The 16,086-nt window shown below is 72.0% G+C and carries 15 protein-coding genes; 3 read left to right on the forward strand and 12 right to left on the reverse strand.

The genetic code is table 11. The features are described from left to right. Window positions 1–30: 30 nt before the first annotated feature. Together AB0I03_RS06170 and ribA are read right to left on the reverse strand one after the other, a co-directional pair. Entirely contained in the window at window positions 31–516 is a 486-nt protein-coding gene (locus tag AB0I03_RS06170) for an AAA family ATPase (protein ID WP_360407231.1), read from the reverse strand. Between the two features lie 123 nt (window positions 517–639). Then, complete coding sequence (gene ribA / locus AB0I03_RS06175) at window positions 640–1,287, reverse strand: GTP cyclohydrolase II (protein ID WP_360407234.1); 648 nt, start codon at window positions 1,285–1,287, stop codon at window positions 640–642. A gap of 91 nt (window positions 1,288–1,378) precedes the next feature. Here ribA and AB0I03_RS06180 point away from each other — a divergent pair, with 91 nt between their 5' ends. Further along, window positions 1,379–1,858, forward strand: a complete 480-nt coding sequence (locus tag AB0I03_RS06180; RefSeq protein ID WP_360407237.1) for a MarR family transcriptional regulator — start codon at window positions 1,379–1,381, stop codon at window positions 1,856–1,858. A gap of 96 nt (window positions 1,859–1,954) precedes the next feature. On the opposite strand, the gene AB0I03_RS06185 is transcribed toward AB0I03_RS06180, so the two are convergent. The 5 genes from AB0I03_RS06185 to AB0I03_RS06205 form a co-directional block, all read right to left on the reverse strand. Next, window positions 1,955–3,010, reverse strand: coding sequence for a glucose 1-dehydrogenase (locus AB0I03_RS06185; RefSeq protein WP_360407240.1), 1,056 nt, complete (start codon window positions 3,008–3,010; stop codon window positions 1,955–1,957). Between the two features lie 6 nt (window positions 3,011–3,016). Continuing rightward, window positions 3,017–4,840: a glycoside hydrolase family 15 protein gene (locus AB0I03_RS06190; RefSeq protein WP_360407243.1), complete on the reverse strand. Its 1,824-nt coding sequence runs from the start codon at window positions 4,838–4,840 to the stop codon at window positions 3,017–3,019. 237 nt (window positions 4,841–5,077) lie between these two features. Then, window positions 5,078–6,007 (reverse strand): alpha/beta hydrolase, encoded by a 930-nt coding sequence (locus AB0I03_RS06195; RefSeq protein WP_360407246.1) that lies wholly within the window; start codon window positions 6,005–6,007, stop codon window positions 5,078–5,080. A 15-nt stretch (window positions 6,008–6,022) separates the two neighbouring features. Further along, the gene (locus tag AB0I03_RS06200; protein WP_360407248.1) at window positions 6,023–7,186 is read right to left on the reverse strand and encodes a damage-control phosphatase ARMT1 family protein; all 1,164 of its coding nucleotides are present in this window, start codon (window positions 7,184–7,186) and stop codon (window positions 6,023–6,025) included. After that, a complete protein-coding gene (locus AB0I03_RS06205) occupies window positions 7,179–7,766 on the reverse strand; it encodes a TetR family transcriptional regulator (RefSeq protein WP_360407251.1) in 588 nt (195 codons plus the stop codon). Before AB0I03_RS06205 ends, AB0I03_RS06200 begins: the two co-directional genes overlap by 8 nt. A gap of 93 nt (window positions 7,767–7,859) precedes the next feature. Between AB0I03_RS06205 and AB0I03_RS06210 the strand changes: the two genes are divergently transcribed. Further along, window positions 7,860–9,035, forward strand: coding sequence for an FAD-dependent oxidoreductase (locus tag AB0I03_RS06210; RefSeq protein ID WP_360407254.1), 1,176 nt, complete (start codon window positions 7,860–7,862; stop codon window positions 9,033–9,035). Between the two features lie 53 nt (window positions 9,036–9,088). Here the strand turns inward: AB0I03_RS06210 and AB0I03_RS06215 are convergent, their stop codons facing one another. Beyond that, complete coding sequence (locus AB0I03_RS06215; RefSeq protein ID WP_360407257.1) at window positions 9,089–9,748, reverse strand: TetR/AcrR family transcriptional regulator; 660 nt, start codon at window positions 9,746–9,748, stop codon at window positions 9,089–9,091. Window positions 9,749–9,829: 81 nt separating this feature from the next. On the opposite strand from AB0I03_RS06215, the gene AB0I03_RS06220 reads away from it, so the two are divergent. Next, a complete protein-coding gene (locus tag AB0I03_RS06220) occupies window positions 9,830–10,729 on the forward strand; it encodes an alpha/beta hydrolase (protein WP_360407260.1) in 900 nt (299 codons plus the stop codon). 161 nt (window positions 10,730–10,890) lie between these two features. Here the strand turns inward: AB0I03_RS06220 and AB0I03_RS06225 are convergent, their stop codons facing one another. The 4 genes from AB0I03_RS06225 to AB0I03_RS06240 form a co-directional block, all read right to left on the reverse strand. Then, window positions 10,891–11,961, reverse strand: coding sequence for a LacI family DNA-binding transcriptional regulator (locus AB0I03_RS06225; protein WP_360407263.1), 1,071 nt, complete (start codon window positions 11,959–11,961; stop codon window positions 10,891–10,893). Between the two features lie 103 nt (window positions 11,962–12,064). Beyond that, on the reverse strand, window positions 12,065–12,859 hold the full coding sequence (locus AB0I03_RS06230) for an SDR family NAD(P)-dependent oxidoreductase (RefSeq protein ID WP_360407266.1): 795 nt from the start codon (window positions 12,857–12,859) through the stop codon (window positions 12,065–12,067). A 94-nt stretch (window positions 12,860–12,953) separates the two neighbouring features. Beyond that, complete coding sequence (locus AB0I03_RS06235; protein ID WP_360407269.1) at window positions 12,954–14,246, reverse strand: extracellular solute-binding protein; 1,293 nt, start codon at window positions 14,244–14,246, stop codon at window positions 12,954–12,956. 137 nt (window positions 14,247–14,383) lie between these two features. Continuing rightward, window positions 14,384–16,075 carry a DUF2264 domain-containing protein gene (locus tag AB0I03_RS06240; RefSeq protein WP_360407272.1) on the reverse strand — a complete coding sequence of 564 codons (1,692 nt, stop codon included), beginning with the start codon at window positions 16,073–16,075 and terminating at the stop codon, window positions 14,384–14,386. Between the last annotated feature and the right edge of the window lie 11 nt (window positions 16,076–16,086).

Here is a 16,086-nt window from a genome sequence, read left to right on the forward strand (position 1 = left end):
CGGGGCCTCGATCTCCCGGATGGCGGGACCTCATTCGAGCGCGTGCCGCAGCAGCCGGTCCATCACGGCATCGAGCGGTGCGTCGGTGTCGATCTCGGCCGTCGCGCCTCTGCGGAGGAGCGGTTCGACTTCCGCCTGGTCGCGCAGTGCCCGCTCCAGCTCGCCGGGGGCCTTGCCGTAGTCGTTGCCGGTTCGGTCGAGGAGGCGGCGGCGCACCACTGCCGGTGCGGCGCTGAGCAGGACGATCCGGTCGAAGTCGGGGTAGAAGCGCCACTGGTTCGGGACGCAGCCGCTCACGAAGAGCGGGTCGCCTCCGGTGTCCAGCAGCCGCCGGAGGCGCGTCTCGTTCCAGAACCAGTCGGGCTCGGCGGTCGGCTTCGGCGGCTCCACGTCGGGACCCGGCGAGCAGTACCCGCCGACATCGGTGTCCACCGCCGCATGGCCGAGCGCCGTGAGCGCCGCGACGACGGTGGACTTGCCGACTCCTGATACGCCCGTGATGAGCACCCGCCTCATTTGGCCAAGCTAGCAGGCGGGCCAGCCGCGGCAGCCCGACCGCCACCGCCACCAGGTCCCGAGGCTGCTGCGACACGCGAAAGGGCCCCGCATCGCGACGATGCGGGGCCCTTTCGGCGTTCGTCAGGCGGCGAGGCCGGCCAGGGCGATCGTGTGGCCGGTGCGCTCGACCTTGGCGTTGAGGTACCGGACGTTGGCGTCGGTCGCGAAGACGCCCGTGGGGACGGTCGCGGTCACGTCCGCGCCGAGGTCGCGGAGCTGGCGGGCCTTGTCGGGGTTGTTGGTGAGCAGCTCGAACGGGCCGGTGCCGAGGGCCTCGAGCATCTGGGCGGCTGCGGTGTAGTCGCGGCCGTCCTCGGGCAGGCCCAGGGCGGCGTTGGCCTCGTAGGTGTCGAGGCCGCCGTCCTGCAGGGCGTAGGCGTCGAGCTTGTTGTACAGGCCGATACCGCGGCCCTCCTGCCGCAGGTAGAGGAGGACGCCGCCGCGCTCGCTGATGCGCTCGACGGCTTCGCGCAGCTGGGGGCCGCAGTCGCAGCGGGCCGAGCCGAAGACGTCGCCAGTCAGGCATTCGGAGTGGAGGCGCACGAGCGGCGCCGCGCCGGGGGCGGGGTGGCCGAAGACCAGCGCCAGGTGCTCTCGGCCGTCGGCGAGGCCTTTGAAGGTGACGGCTTCGGCGGTGGTCGCGTAGCCGTCGGGGCTGTGCTCAGAAGGGAAGTTGAGGGGGATCGTGACGCGGGTGCGGACCGCGGCGGTCGCGTGAACGGTTGCCATGTCGTCTCCGATGCTCGACCGTTTCAAATTTGAACTGCTGGCACTAAGGTACAGTTGAGTTCAAATTTGAACAAGCAGTTAGGCTGGAGGCATGGGTCACACGAATTGGCTGAACGAGGAGGAGATGAACGCCTGGATCGCGTTCATCTCGGCGGCGACCCTGGTCGACCGCGAGCTCGACCAGCAGCTCAAAGAGGACATGGGCCTCTCCCATCTCCAGTACCAGATCCTCATGACCCTCAACCGGGCCGAAGCGGGCGCGATGCGCATGACCGAGCTGGCCGAGCGGATCATCAACTCCAAGAGCGGCCTGACCTACCAGATCGGCCAGATGGAGAAGGCGGGGCTGGTGACGCGCCGCCAGTGCGAGTGGAGCAAGAGCGGCGTGCTCGCCGAGATCACTCCGGAGGGCCGCGCGACCCTCGAGCGCGCCGCGCCCGGGCATGTGGAGGCCGTGCGCGAGATCCTCATCGACGTGCTCACCCCCGAGGAGCGCAAGGCCGTGGCCGACGGTCTCGGCCGGGTCCGCGACCGCATCGCCGAGCGCAAGCAGGGCGGCACCTGCTGGTAGCCGCAAGGGCGTTTCACAAAGGACCATTTGAAGGCGGGGGTGCCCCGGAGCATACAGCGGCGGCCGGGCCCCCCAGCCCGGCCGCCGCTTTTCCCCTTACCCCCCAGTGAGGTCAATGACGACTTTCACGTCGTCGGGTTCACCGTTGAAGGCGTCTTTAAACCGGCTCAACGGCACGCGTCGGGTGATGATGCGCCTGAGCCAGTCGCGGTCGGCCCCGGCGAGCTGCCGCGCCGCCTCCGCGTAGTGGTCCAGATTGGCGTTGACCGTGCCGAAGACCACATCGTTCTCCAGCACGATCTGCCGGTTCACGCCGCCCGCGTCGACGCCGACCTTGCGGCCCGCAGACGACACGCCCGTGAGGCAGGTGATGCCGAACGCGCCCGTGGCGCTGATCGCGTCGAACACGAGGTCGGCGACGCCGGTGGCCTCGATGACGATGTCGGGCGTCGCCGCTTCGACCGCGGCGGCCATGCTCTCGTAGTGGTAGGTCGCGCCGAGGTCCGCGGCGAGTTTCGGCTTGGGCCCGTGCTCGTTGTGGTCGTAGACGTGCACGTCGAGCCCGCGCTGCGCGCCGATCAGGGCCGCGAGCAGCCCGATCGGGCCCGCACCGGTGACGAGCACCGACTTCGGCTCGAACCAGGCGCGCGAGCCGATCCGGTCGATCTGGTCCCAGGCCTTGGCGAGGACGCTCATCGGCTCCAGCAGCACGCCCACATCGGACAGCGCCGGGTCGAGTTTGACGGCGTACTCGGCCTCGACGGTCCACAGCTCGCTGCCGAAGCCGTCGAGCTGCTTGATGCCGCGCTCCGAGTAGTCGCCGTTGCGGCACGAGTCGAACTGGCCCCGAGCGCACGCACCGCACGGCACCGGATCCGGGCGGCGCACCACGCCGACGACCAGGTCCCCCGGCGCGAAGCCGCTGCCTTCAGGGGCGGTCCTGACGCGGCCGAGCGATTCGTGCCCGATGACCATCCGGTCGGCGCCTTCGGGCGCCCAGCCGTACTCGCCGTTCGCGAGCTCCTTGTCGGTGCCGCACACCCCGAGTGCGAGGCCCTCGACGAGCAGTTCGCCCTCCCCCGGATCCGGGTCGTCGATCTCGGCGAGTTCCAGAGTGCCCTGCTTGCCAGGGGCGAAGGTCAACGCGCGCATGGCGATTCACTCCCTCTCTTCGGTCTCGTGCGCGGTCCGCACGGCGTGCGGCTCCTCGGCCGAGTGGGCGCCGCTGAGATGCCGCGCCGAGTTCACCAGTCCGACATGGCTGTACGCCTGCGGGGTGTTGCCGAGGTGCCGGCCCGAGGCCGGGTCGAGTTCCTCGCTGAGGATGCCGAGGTCGTTGCGCACGTTCAGGAGCCGCTCGAACAGGTCGCGGGCCTCGCGTTCGCGCCCGATGCCCTGCAGGGCGTCGACGAGCCAGAAGGTGCAGGCCAGGAAGACGCCCTCGTCGCCGGGCAGGCCGTCGACGCCGCCGTCCGCGGTCACGTCGTAGCGCAGCAGGAATCCTTCCCGCGACAGCGCGCCCTGCACGGCCTCCACCGTGCCGACCACGCGCGGGTCGTCCCAGGGCAGGAAGCCCACCTGCGGAATGAGCAGCAGCGCGGCATCGAGGCCTTCCGAGCCGTAGAACTGCGTGAACGTGCCGCGTTCGGAGTCGAAGCCCCGCTCGCACACGTCCGCGTGGACGCGGTCGCGCAGGTCCCGCCAGCGGTCGACCGGACCGCTCAGCCCGAAGCGCTCGACCGCCTGCACGGCGCGGTCGAAGGCGGCCCAGGCCATGACCTTGGAGTGCACGAAGTGGCGGCGCTCGCCGCGGATCTCCCAGAGGCCGTCGTCCGGATCGTCCCAGTGCTGCTCGAGGAAGTGCAGGAGGGCCTTCTGGAGGTCCCACGCGGAGTCGTCCGGTTCGAGGTCGGCCGCACGGGCCAGGTGCAGGGCGTCGAGGGTCTCGCCCCAGACGTCGAGCTGGAACTGCCCGGTGGCGGCGTTGCCGATGCGCACGGGGGCCGAGCCCTCGTAGCCGGCGAGCCAGTCGAGTTCGTGCTCGGGCAGCCAGTGCCGGCCGTCGAGTCCGTACATGATCTGGAGCTCGGCGGGGTCGCCGGCCGCGGCCCGCAGCAGCCACTGCCGCCAGGCGGTGGCCTCGCCGATGAAGCCGGTGCCGAGCAGGGCCTGGAGGACGAACGCGGCGTCGCGCAGCCAGCAGAACCGGTAGTCCCAGTTGCGGACGCCGCCGAGGTCCTCCGGCAGCGACGTGGTCGCGGCGGCGGCGATGCCGCCGGTCGGGTCGTAGGTGAGGGCCTTGAGGATGATGAGGGAGCGGCGCACGGCCTCGTCCCACTCGCCTTCGTAGCGCAGGTCGCCGATCCACTCGGTCCAGAACGCCTCGGTGTCGGCGAGGGCCTGCTCCGGATCGGGCGGCTTCGGGCGGTCCAGATGCGAGAGTTCGTGCACGAGGGTGAACGCGACCCGCTCCCCCGCGGCGACCTCGAAGTCCGCTCGGGCCGTGCCCGCGTCGATCGCGAGCGGCACGTCCGCGTCGAGCCAGGCGGCGTCCGGCCCGGCGATGGCGGCCAGTTCCGTGCCGCGGCAGCGCATCCAGGGCTCGAGGCGGCCGTAGCCGAAGCGCAGGCGCATCGCCGTCCGCATCGGGACGCGGCCGCTGAGGCCCTCGACGACGCGCACGAGGTCGGCGGCGCCGTCGCGCGGCGGCATCGCGTCGGTGACGCGGACGCTCCCTTCAGGAGTGTCCCACTCGGTCTCGAGGATGAGGGTGTCGCCACGGTAGCGGCGGCGGGTCGAGCGCCCGCCGGAAGCGGGCCCGAGCCGCCAGTAGCCGTTGTCCGCTTCACCGAGGAGCGCGGCGAAGCACGCCGGCGAGTCGAACCGGGGCAGGCACAGCCAGTCGATCGAGCCGTCCGCACCCACCAGCGCGGCGGTGTGCAGGTCCCCGATCATGCCGTAGTCCTCGATGCGCGAAGCCAAAGCGTCTCCCCCCGTGGCGGCCGGTCGTCCGTCTGGCTCGGCTACCCGGCCGGGCCGGGTGTATGCCTGCGGTAGACCGACATCACCGGCACCGCGATGCGGAACTGCCGAGCGCGGGCGCGCGGCGACCGGTGCCGCCGGTACCCACCCTGCCACGGATCAGGTGACGCCGCAGGTGGATCGGGTCGAAGCGGTCGGCGGAGGACGCGAGGAGGCGGCCGGAGCGCGCCGCTCGAATCAGGCGTGGAGGCCCTTCACGAAGAAGTCGAGGGACCGCGCGACCTCAGGGAGGTTCACCGAGTGGTTCAGGTGCCCGTGCGTCATGCCCTGGGCCTGGTAGGACTCGACCGGGACGCCGACCTCCCGCAGCTGCCGCTCCAGCAGGTCGGCCGAGGCGCGCAGGTCGTCGTACTCCGAGACGACGAGGCGGACGGGCGGCAGGCCGTCGAGCCGGGCCGCACCGGGGAGGGCGTTCGGCGGCACGTCGCTGATGCGCCCCACGTAGTTGCGGACCATGTCCTCGACGCCTTCGGGTTCGAAGCGGAACGGGACGGCCGCCATCTCGGCGGTCAGCGCCGGGCTCAGCGCCGGGTTCGGGTAGTGCGCGAACGGGTAGGCGAGCAGCAGCACGTCGGCCGGGCGGCCGCCGAGGTCCCTGGTGCGCAAGGCGGTCGTGAGCGCCAGCGCGGCCCCGGCGCTGGCGCCGCCGAGGCCGATCGGGGCGCCTTCGGGGAGCGGCTGCTCGCACCACCAGTCCCAGGCGGCGAGCACGTCGTCGCTGGGCACGGGGTACTTGACGGTGCCGTCGGCGAGTCGGTAGTCCACTGAGGCCACTGCAACGCCGGCGCGGCGGGCGAGTTCGATGCTCACGCCGTGGGCTTCAAACATGTCGAGGTCGCCGTGGCGGAAGCCGCCGCCGTGGCACCAGAGCACCGAGCCCGTGATCGTGCCTTCGGGGCGGTAGAGGCGCAGCGGGATCGGGCCGTGGGAGCCTTCGATCTCGGTGTCCTCGATGGCGATGCCGGTGGCGTCCCAGGCGAGGGCGTCGCCGATGTACTCGCGCATGTAGGCCTGTGCGAGCGCGTCTTTCGCCGCTTCGGTCTCACCTGGTGCCGTGGCCTTCTCAAGGCCCCGGAACATCGTGGTGAAGTACTCGTCGATCGGCAACGTCGCCTCCTCGGTTCAGTGCAGCACCTGAATCATGGCGTGCGTGCCGCTGATCCGCCAGTCCGGGGAAGCGTTGTCCAACTCGGTGAGACGGGCCGGCGGGATGCCGACCGCGAGGTCCGATTTGGCGGTGCGCAGGGCGGCCACGTCACCGGGGAAGTACGCGGCGGCCTCGCCGAAGGGCGTGGTGGCGTCCCATTCGCGGTCGCCGACGAGGCGGCGGTAGTTCAAGTCGCCCTTGAGGATCACGAGTCGGGCGGCCCGGTAGTCGCGGGCGAGGCCGGGCGGCAGGTGCCGGTAGGTGGAGGGCAGCGCGTAGAAGCCGTGGGTGCGCACGCGGAGCGTCTCGTCGCGGAGCGCGTCGCGCAGCCGCTGGGCGAGGGCCTGCACGGGCTTGTTCGGGTCGGCGGCGAGCGTGTCGAGGGTGGCGAGGAGGTCGCTGCCGGTGGCGTCCGAGACGAAGTACGGGTGCGGTTTGAGATGGAGTTCGACGCGACCCGACTCGAGGAGTGCGTCGATGAGGGCGAGGTCGGCGGTGAGTTCGCGGCCCGCGTTGTCGGCCACGACGATCACGGGGCCGCTCCCGGGGCCGTCGACGAGGTCCCCGATCGCGGCGCTGTCGTCGGCGACGATGCCGCTGCGGCCCGCGATGTCAGTGGTGGTGCGGAAGCCGAGGTCGGCCTGGTTGCCCCAGAGGCTCGCGTAGACCAGGGCCTGGCGGCGCTCGGCGCGGTCGCGTTCGCTGAGCGCGGCGTAGGCGTCGAGGTCGGCCCGGATCTCGGGGCCGGCGAGCTGCGCGTGCTTCTGCGGGGCGAAGAGGTCGACGCCGCACCAGGGGCTCTCGGCGTCGAAGTACTCGGTCGCGTCGAGGAGGCGGCGGTAGAAGTACGACTCGGCCCACAGGAACGGCAGGCCGCTCCAGGGCCGGCCGGCGCACGCGGCGATCTCGGCGGCCCAGAACGCCTGGTTCGGGCCGGGCGGGACCTCGGGCGGGACGGTGCCGTGGAGGGTCTCCTCGAGCAGGGCCTCGAGCCGGGCGCGGATGCGCGGCGGGTACGGGAAGTCGGCGATGAGGTTCGCGATGAGCACCGGGTGGCGCTCGTGGAAGACCGAGCGGCTGAACGAGCCGGGCCGGTCGATGCCGATGCGCGGGGGTCGTTCCGGGTGCAGGTCAGTCATTGCCGCTCCGTTCGTTCGCGGTTGCGTCGACCAGCGCGGTGATCGCCGGTCGGAGTCGGTCGAGGTCACCGGTGAGCACCAGGTGGTGGAGGGTGCCGGTGAGGGCCAGCGCGACCGCTCCGGGGTCGGTGCCCGCGGCGAGGCGGCCGAGGTCGCGTTCGGCGGCGAGGTACGCGGCGGCGGCCTGCTCGATCGCGTCGAGGGCGGTGGCGTCGCCGAGGACGTCGTGGACGCGCTGGGCGAGGTCGGGCCGGAGGATCTGGAGGCGGGCGAGGGCGGCAAGGGTGTCGCGCGGGATGGCGAGAAGGGCGTCGCACAGGTTGGCGGCGGGGTCGCCGGTGCCGGCGCGTGCAGTGAGGTGGCCGGCGGCGGCGATGACGACGAAGGAGCGGTCGACGGCGTAGGCGGCGAGGAAGTCGTCGAGGTCGGTGAAGTGGGCGTAGAGGAGTCCGGCGGCGACGCGGGCTTCGGTGGTGACGGCGCGGCCGCTGAGTCTGCCGGGACCGTCGCGGAGGATCACGCGCTCGGCGGCGGCGAACAGCTGCTGCCGCGGCTCGGGGATGGCGACTCCTCTTGGCACGGGCCCAGTGTAGCGGGCGGCGCGGGGCGCCCCGTCGCCAGTTTGAACAATCGTTCATACTGATGAACAGTTGTTCAAACCAAGGAGGCGTCAATGGCGGAGCACGGGATGCGCACGGCGGTCGTAGTCGGGGCGGGGGTCGCCGGGCTGGCGGCGGCGCTGCGGCTGCACCGGGCCGGGTGGCGCGCGGTCGTGGTCGAGCGCGCGCCCGCTCGGCGCAGCAGCGGGTACATGCTCAACCTGATCGGCGGCGGCTACGACGCGGTCGAGCGGCTGGGCCTGGTGCCCGCGCTGGCGAAACGCGACCTCGGCGCGTTCACGTCGATCCTCGTGCGGGCCGACGGCAGCGCCAAATTCACTGTGCCGCAGGCGATCGTGGAGGCCGCGCAGGGCGCGCGGGCGATGTCGGTGTTCCGGGGCGACCTGGAGACGGTGCTGTTCGAGGCGGTCGAGGACACGGCCGAGTTCCGCTTCGGCACGACGGTGACCGTCGTCGAGCAGGAGGCGGACGGCGTCGTCGCGACCCTCAGCGACGGCTCCCGCGAACGTGCGGACCTGCTCATCGGCGCGGACGGCCTGCATTCGAGCGTGCGGCGGCTCGTCTTCGGCGAGGAGTCCCGGTTCCGGGTCGACCTGGACCACATGGTCGGCGCCTTGCCGCTGCGCACAGTGCCTCAGGACCTGGCCGAGGGCAGCGGCACCACGTTCATCGGCCCGCACCGCACCGCGGCCGTGATCAACCTCGGCCCCGGCCGGTCCTCGGCGTTCTTCACGTACCGCAGCGCCGACGGCGAAGCGGACCTCGCGCGCGGGCCGGTCGCGGCGCTCGGCGAGGCCTTCGGGGACCTCGGCGGCGGCGTGCCCGATGCCTTGGACCAGCTCCGGGAGGATCCCGGCGGCGTGTACTTCGACTCGGTGAGCCAGATCCGCATGGACTCGTGGAGCGACGGCCGGGTCGTGCTCCTCGGCGACGCCGCCTGGTGCGTGACGCTGTTCGCCGGATACGGTGCGGGACTGGCGCTCTCGGGCGCGGATGCGCTCGGCGAGGTTCTGGAGCGGCGTGATGCCGACATCCCCGCGGCGCTCGCGGACTGGGAGTCAGGGCTGCGCCCCGAGGTCGCGAAACGGCAGGCCTTGGCGCGCAGGGGGATCGCCCGGTTCGCGCCGCCTACGGCGTTCCACGTCTGGATGAGCGACATGATGATGCGCTCCATCACCCTGCCGGGCGTGCGGCAGCTCGTGCAGCGGTCGATCCGGAAGTCACGCTGAACCCGCGACGGCCTGCAGGCGTGCGTGCCGCCCAGGCGCTGCGCGCGCAGCCTTCAGCCGAGGAGGCCGGAGAGGAGGGCCGCCAGCGCGGTGGCGCGGCGCTCCCGCGGATCGGGGTCCGCTGTGGACAGCTCGTCGAAGAGTGCGGAGATGCGCGGGCGCTCGCCGCCGGCGGCCACGTGGCTCAGGTACGCGACGGCCCGCCGGGACTGGTCGGCGGCGGCGAGCTCGTTGCGCGCGAAGGTGGCCACGAGGGCGTTGAGGAGGGCGAAGACCTCGAGCTTCGCGGTGGCGTCGCCGGGGTGGTCGGCGAGGACGGCGAGCACGTGGTCGAGCACCGCGATGCCGCCGGGGCCGAGGGCCGGGCGCGTGACCGCCAGTTCCGGGAGCCAGGGGTGGCGCATCATGACCTCGTGCAGGCCCTCGGCGACGGCCACGAGGTCGGCGACGGGGTCGCCGGTGGGCGGCTCGAGGCGGCATTCGGCGGCGGTGGCGTCGATCATCAGGTCGAGCAGGTCGTCCCGGCTGGAGACGTAGCGGTAGAGCGAGGCCGCGCCGGTGCCGAGCTCGACCGCGATGCTGCGCATGGACACCGCGTCCAGGCCGCCGCGGTCGGCCACGCTGATCGCGGCGGCCGTGATCTCGGCGCGGTCGTGCGCGGCGGGGCGGCCGGTGGCGGCGCGCTCGGGTCGCAGCCAGATCACGTCGGTCATGTCACTCCTCCGGGTGTTTGCGAACAGTGTACTCGAAGGCTATAGTTCGAGAACAGCGTTCGCGAACTCCGAGGAGGAGCCATGAGCCAGTCCCCCACCGGCTACGCCCGCAACGGCGCCGTCGATCTCGCCTACGAGGACCACGGCGGTGCGGGCGGCGAACCACTGCTGCTGGTCATGGGCTCGGCGGTGAGCCGCTTCTGGTGGCCGCCGGGCCTCATCGCGGCCCTCGTCGAACGCGGGTTCCATGTGGCGTCCTTCGACAACCGGGACGCCGGGCAGTCCACGCACTTCCCCGAGACCACGGCCGCTCCCGTCACGGCGCTCTTCCGCAAGCGCGTCCCCGCCTACACCGGCGAGGACATCGCGGACGACGCCGCGGCCGTCATGGACGCCCTCGGCTGGGACTCGACGCACCTCTTCGGCCACTCCAACGGCGGCCTGCGGGTGCAGCGCATCGCCCTGCGCCACCCCGAGCGGGTGCGCAGCTTCGTCTCCTCGGCCGCGGTCTCCAGCGACGCCGGGAGTCTCAAGCTGCTGCGGTACATCCGCTTCGGATTCGTCGCGAAGATGGCGCGCCTGAAGTTCCCCGAGACGCGCGAAGGCGACATCGCCCTCTCGATGGCGGTCTCGCGGGCGCTCGCGTCGCCGGGCCATCCGTTCGATGAGGCGGAGGCCTTGGCCCGCATCGAGAAGGACGAGGTGAGCGGCGTGCGGGACCCGAAGAGCATGGGCCGCCAGCTCGGGGCCCACTGGAAGGGCGGCAGCCTCGCGCAGCTGCGGCTCCCGGTCACCGTGATGCACGGCGAGGCCGACCAGCTGCTGCGCACTGCGGCGGCCCGCGACCTCGCAAAGGCCATCGCCGGAGCCCGGCTCGTCATCGTCCCCGGGGTCGGCCACGACATCCCGCCCGCGATGTGGGAGTCCTATGCGGACGAGATCCGGGCGACCGCCTCGCGAGCGCACCAGGCGTCGCGATGAATGCCGCCGAGCCGGAGTCGGGGGCTCATTCGCCGCGAGATCGCGGCCCAGCGCCGGTCCGCGAACGGCCGGCCGCTCGGTCGCAACGAGCGAGCGGACCGGCGGTACCCCACCCGAGCTGCCGCGCGCAGCCGACCGGCAGGAGGTGCTTGCGCTCTCCGCTAGTTCTCGACGAGCGGGCGGACCGAGCCGCGGAGCACGAGGTGGGTGCCGAGGACCGTGTGCGGGGGCGGGCCGCCCTGGCGGGCGTGTTCGAGTGCGAGGCGCACCGCGGTCCGGCCGAGTTCCTCGTGCGGCTGGTAGACGGTGGTGAGGTCGATGTCGGCGGCCGGGGGCAGGTCGTCGAAGCCGACCATGGAGAGGTCTTCGGGCACGCGCAGGCCGTGCTCGATGAGGGCCTGTCGCGCGCCCGCCGCGATCTGGTCGTTGCCGGAGAAGACCGCCGTGTAGTCGCGCGGCCCGGCGGCCAGGCGCTCCTTCATCATCCGATAGCCCTCGAACCGCTCGAACGTGCCGTCGACCTCCAGGCCCGGGTCGTGCTCGGCGCCGTAGGCCGCGAGGGCCTTGCGGTAGCCCTCGATCCGCGCATCCGCCGTGGTGTAGCCCGCGCGGCGGCCCAGGTACAGGATGCGCTTGTGGCCGTTGGAGAGCAGGTGGCTCGTGGCCGCGAACGCGCCGCCGGTGTTGTCGTACTCGACGACCACGGCCGGCACGTCCGGGCCGAGCGGGGGCCGGCCGCAGAGCACCAGGCGGGAGCCGATGGCCGCGAGCGCGTGCGCGTACCGGCTCATCCGGGCGCGGTACTCGGCGTCGGCGTTCACGTTGCCGACGAGGATCACGGCCTCGGGATGCTGCTCGCGCATGAACTGGACCATGGCGAGCTCACGTTCGGCGTCGCCGCCCGTGGTGCCGATCTGGCACAGGCGGCTGTCCTCGGCGGCCTGGGTCTGGACCCCTTGGGCCACATGGGCGTAGTGCGGGGAGATCACCGAGTTCACGATGATCGCGATGCTCTTGCGGGTGGTCCCCTGGAGCGCGCGGGCGTGGTGGTTGGCGACGTAGTCGAGCTCTTCGACCGCGCGCATGACCTTGCTGCGGGTGGCGGGCGCGGCGGGGTACGTGCCCGAGAGGATGCGCGAGACGGTGGCCACGGAGACGCCGGCCCGTTCGGCCACCTCGCGGATGGTGGTGTGGCGCGTCCCGCCGCCGGAAGCACTCGCTTTGCGCGCCAAAGTATTCACCTCGGTTAAACAGTTTCAAGAACGGTTACAGAAACCATGATTCCCGGTCGATGCGGGCATGTCAAGTTCGGGGCCCGGCGGGGCCCTGCCAGGGCTACCGGTCCGAGGCCGTTTCGCGCACCGCCATCGAGCCTTTCCGGCCGCCCGCATGGATCCGGAGGATCAGGCGCATCGGGAGCAGGCGGGCGAGGGCCGCGATGACCTTGTTGTGCCAGCCGGGGATGCTGACGGCCCGGCCCCTGCGCCAGTCCCGCAGCCCCTCCTTGACCAGGGCGTCCGCGTCCAGCCACAGGAAGGCCGGGACCCTCGCCATGTTCATCCCGGCGTTGTCGTGGAACTCGGTGTGCGTGAACCCCGGGCACAGCACCGTGACGTGGACGCCGTGCGGCCGCGCCTTGGTGTGCGCGGACTGGCTGAAGTTGATGACCCATGCTTTCGAGGCCGAGTACGTCGAGCTGGGAAAGAACCCGAGGACCGAGCCGGTGTTGACGACACCGCCGCCGCCGCGCTCGATCATGGCGGGCAGGGCGGCGATCGTGAGGCGCAGGACGGCTTCCATGTGCACCCGCGACATCGCGATCTCGGCCGCCGCCGAGGTCTCCAGAAACTCCGTGGGGTGGCCGAATCCGGCGTTGTTCACGAGCAGGTCCAGGCCGGAACGGCAGCGCTCCTCCACCCGGGCGAGGTCGGCTTCGTCGGCGAGGTCCGCAGTCATCGTCTCTGTGTCGGCATCGAGCGATGCCGCGAATGATTGCAGCCCTTCATGGTTGCGGTCCACGAGGACGAGCCGGTACCCCTCGTCCGCGAGCGCCCTGGCGAAGGCCGCGCCGATACCGGCCGCCGCACCGGTGATGAGCGCGGTCGGCCGGGATGTTCGCTCGCCATGCATCGGCCGAGTCTAGCGAGGCGTCGATGCGCCGCTCGCGCAACGGGAGCGAGGTGGGGAGCGGTCCTCCTCAGGCCGCTCCCCACCAGTCCGGTGGCTACTGCTCGCTCTGGAACAGGGTCTCGGCCTCGGTGAAGAAGAGGTCGGCGGCCTCGGCCGGGGTCATCTCGCCGTACTGGACCTGGCCGTAGATCTCGGTGAACTTGGCCTCGATCGCGCCCGCGGCGGCCGGGGGCACTACGGGGGCCTCGATGAGGTACTGCTCGACGGTGGCCTCGTAGTCGAGCACGACCTGCGAGGCCTCGTCGATCTCGACGCTGTCGAGGCCGGTCTTCGTCGAGGGGATGCCGCGGTTGGTGCCGAGGATCGCGGCGGCCTCGGGGTCGGAGAGCATGAACTCGATGAGTTTGGCGCTCTGCTCGGGGAACTCGGAGTTCGCGGCGATCACGAACTGCACGGAGGGCCGCAGGTGGAGGCCGAGGTTCTGGGGGTCCGCGGAGGGCGGCGGGGCGAGGGCGAGGGTGCCGCCGCTGTCGGCGACGGACTTCCAGTAGCCGCTCATCGCCGTGTCCCAGCGCAGCTCGGTCGCCATCACGCCGGCGGCGATGCCGGGCGCGGTGGCTTCGGCGACGACGTCCGGCGGGGGCATCGCGCCCGAGGCGACGAGCTCGGTGGTCGAGGACCACCATTCGACGAGCTGCTCCTTCGTGAAGGCCAGGGCCGCGGCGTCGTCGGTGTAGAAGGCGGCGCCCTGCTGGCGCAGCCACAGCTCCATGAGCAGGTAGGAGCTCGCCCAGTCGGCGCCGCCCCACTTGCCTTCGCCGAGGGCCTCGCTCACCTGCGTGATGAGGGTGCCGTAGTCCTCCCAGGTGTAGCCGGCCTCGGGGGGCGTGATGCCGTGCTCCGCGAACCAGTCCGGGCGGTAGATGAGGCCGAACATGTTGCTGCCGACGGGGACGGCGACGAGCTGGTCGTCCAGCTCGGCCGTGTCGAGCACGCCGTCGCGGAAGTCGTCGGTCGCGACCACGCCGTCGAGGGGCAGGAGCATCCCGGTGGCGCCGAACTGGCGCAGGCGCGGGTAGTCCATCTGGAAGACGTCGGGGAGGTCGCGCGAGGCCATCCGGCCGGTCAGGCTCTCCCAGTAGGCCGGGTAGTCGGCGAAGTTGATCTGGACCTTGATGCCCTCGTTCTTCTGCATGAAGAGTTCGACGGCCTGCTTGGTGACCTCGGCGCGGGCGTCGTCGCCCCACCATTCGAAGCCGATCTCGACCGGGTCCTCGGCGGTCCCGGTCGGATTGTCGTCGCCGCACGCGGCCGTCGCGCCGAGCGCTGCGGCGGCGGTCGCGCCGGCGAGGAGGCTCCGGCGGCGGAGGGGATTGTGGATCGACATTGATGCACTCCTTCTGGTGGTGAGGGGAGGGGTCGGAAGCGAGCGGGGGTCGCCTCCAGATTGTTAAATCGTTTTAACTTTTGATGTGTCACCTTAGATTGCGTTTTCCAAGGCTGTCAAGGCGCTTCGGCGGCGATTCAGTCCTCCCCTGCGTAGATCCGGGCGCGGAGCACGTGCCGACCGGGTTCGATCACGCCCGTGAGCACGGGCAGTACCGTTGCGGGCCAGTACAGGTGGGTACCGGGCATCGGCGCGATCAGCCCGGCGCAGCGGTTGCCGCCGTCGTCCACGAGCTCGCTGCGGATCCCCCGGCAGACCACGGCGATGCGGTCGTTCGCCACCGCGACCTCGTGGCCGTCGCGCGGGACGCACCAGCCGCCTTCGCCGGTGTGGAGCCTGCGCGCGGTCACGATCTCGTGTGTGCGGGCGTGCCAGCCGTCGAGCGCGGCCTCCAGGGTGGTCGTGACGGTGACGTCGTTCCAAGGCCGCCAGGTGATCGCGACCGTGCCGTCGGTGCCCACGACGCCGTCGTCGGAGTCCTCGCGGCCGCGCCAGTGCCGGCCGTCCTCCGAGAACACCAGGGCCCCATCGGGAGCGGCCGACTCCAGGCCCGGCCCGTCGACCGAGTGCGAGAAGCCGGCGAGCGAGGAGTACGCGAGGCGGCCGTACGTGTCCTTGCCGCCGCGCATCATCGCCCGCCACGCCTGGCCGTTCAGGCGCGTCACGTGGCCGCCGGTGTCGCGCACGTGGACGGCGCGCGCGGGCGGGTGCGGCTCGCTCAACGGCCCCGGCACTGCAGCCGCGGCGGTCCAGAACGGATGGTCCGGGCCGGCGAGCAGCCCGGTGAACACCTTCGTGGCCCACCAGGGCGACCCGGCCGTGAGGTACTGCTCGACCAGCGCGTCGTTCGGGTAGCCGTAGCCGATGCTGAGGCGCCCGTCGGGTTCGAGGATCGGCTGGTCCCACCACCACGCGAGGTGGCGGCGGCTGAAGCCCGCGGCCTCGGCCCACGGCACCGCCTCCACGTCGGCGGCGGCCAGCGCGCCCCACAGGGAACCCTGCGCGAAGCGGTACCCGAGACTGCGTCCATAGGGGACGGCCGAGCCGTCGGCGGCGAACCAGGAGCGGAAGCGCTTGGCGAAGGCGGCCGCGTGCGCGACGAAGCGGTCGTCGCCGCTGATGCGGTAGTGGAGGAGGCCGTAGGTGTGGAAGGCGAAGGGGTTGTAGTAGTCGACGCGGTTGCCGGGGCCGTCCTCGTAGGCGCCGTCGCCGAGGTGGAACTCCCCCAGGCGCTTCAGGTGGGCTGCGGCGATCGCGGGGTCGCGTTCGACGCCGATGCGGTCGAGGCCGTGTCCGGCGAGGACGGGGAAGAAGCGCCAGTTGCTGTCGATGACCTCGGTGGCGTAGGCGCGGGAGAGCCAGGCGGCGATCCGGTCTTTCGCTTTGGGCGGCAGCGGGTCCCAGAGGTGTTCGGGGGCCGTGGCGAGGGCCCAGCCGACCGCGGCGGACTCGACGCAGCGCTGGCTGCGGGGGCCGGGGTCGCCGATGTACCAGTCGTCGCCGGGGTCGAGGGCGCGCGCCAGGGTGGCGGCGAGGGTGTCCCAGAGGTCGCGGGGGACGGCGTCCTTGGCGGGGGCGAGGCCCCAGAGCGGGCGGGTGAGCAGTTCGAACCAGTTCTCCTCGTGGGAGTGGTTCGACATGGTCACCGGCATCTCGTCCGGCCCGCGGGCGGCGAGTGCGACGGCGGGCCGGCTGAGGGCCACCGCCGCTTCGCGCCAGCCGGTGAAGGTCGGTTCGAGCGGCCCGAAGGCCCGCAATGGGGAGGTCACAGGGCTAGCGC

The organism is Glycomyces sp. NPDC021274 (assembly GCF_040641195.1).
Taxonomy (GTDB): domain Bacteria; phylum Actinomycetota; class Actinomycetes; order Mycobacteriales; family Micromonosporaceae; genus Glycomyces.